2 protein-coding genes are annotated in these 1,235 nt (G+C 72.6%); both read left to right on the top strand.

What is annotated here, in order from left to right; genetic code table 11:
• Positions 1 to 809: NAD(P)H-binding protein (locus FV222_RS26570; protein ID WP_210248516.1), on the top strand; the 809-nt coding region annotated here is incomplete at its 5' end.
• Positions 810 to 946: 137 nt separating this feature from the next.
• The coding region (locus tag FV222_RS26565) for a UvrD-helicase domain-containing protein (RefSeq protein WP_147816114.1) at positions 947 to 1,235 on the top strand (289 nt) is incomplete at its 3' end.

Raw genomic sequence — 1,235 nt, 5'->3', positions numbered from 1 at the left:
ACCTCGCCGACCCGGCGTCGCTGGCGCGCGACGGCGTCCGCGGCGAGGCGTTCGACGTCCTGGTCTCGTGCCTTGCCTCCCGCACCGGCTTGCCCACCGACGCCTGGGCGATCGACCACGGCGCGCATGTGCGCGCCCTGGAGGCGAGCCGGGCGGCCGGAGTCGGGCACGTCGTGCTGGTCTCGGCGATCTGCGTCCAGAAGCCGGTCCTCGCCTTCCAGCACGCCAAGCTCGCCTTCGAGGCCGAGCTGATCGCGTCGGGGCTCGACTACACGATCGTCCGGCCGACGGCCTTCTTCAAATCGCTGTCGGGGCAGGTCGAGCGCGTGCGGCGCGGCAAGCCGTTCCTGGTCTTCGGCGACGGACGCCTCACGGCCTGCAAGCCGATCGGCGACGACGACCTCGGGGCTTACCTCGCGGACTGCCTCGACGATCCCGCGCGCCGCAACCGGGTGCTGCCGGTCGGCGGGCCGGGCGAGGCGATCACGCCGGAGGCCCAGGGCGAAGCGCTGTTCGCGCTCCTTGGGCGCGAGCCGCGCTTCACGCACGTGCCGGTGGCGCTGCTGGACGTGATCGTCGGCGTGCTGGCGACGCTCGGACGATTTCTGCCGGCCTTGGCGGCCAAGGCCGAACTCGCCCGCATCGGGCGCTACTATGCCACCGAGTCGATGCTCGTGCTCGACCTCGCGACCGGGCGCTACGACGCCGACGCCACCCCTTCGACGGGGTCGGAGACGCTGTTCGACCATTACGCGCGGCTCGTCCGCGGCGAGGCGGTGGCCGAGCGCGGCGACCACGCGGTATTCTGAGGACGCCCGAACCCGACGCGACCGTCGCGCTGCGAAGTCCGACCGCGCTTGCGCTCCGCGCAGCCGCATCCGATGGTTTTTCGCGTGCGGGCCGCGGGTCCGCTCCTGAGAAGTCCGCTTCTGAAAAGCAGGTGTCCATGAGCCGTCGCGAGGCCTTCGTCGTCGATCCCGGAACCGAGGACGCGCAAAGGCGCGCCGCGGACCCGCGCGCCTCGGCCTGGGTCTCGGCCAACGCGGGCGCCGGCAAGACCAAGGTGCTCACCGACCGGGTGGTGCGGCTGCTGCTCGACGGGGCGGCGCCGGCGCGCATCCTGTGCCTCACCTTCACGAAGGCCGCAGCCGCCAACATGTCGATCCGGATCTTCCGGACACTGGGGCGCTGGGTGACCCTCGGCGACGCGGCGCTCTCGGCCGAGCTCGTCGCGC

Source organism: Methylobacterium sp. WL103 (assembly GCF_008039885.1).
GTDB lineage: Bacteria > Pseudomonadota > Alphaproteobacteria > Rhizobiales > Beijerinckiaceae > Methylobacterium > Methylobacterium cerastii.
The sequence above is the reverse complement of the archived record's forward strand: the minus strand, read 5'-3'. Positions and strand labels throughout refer to the sequence as shown.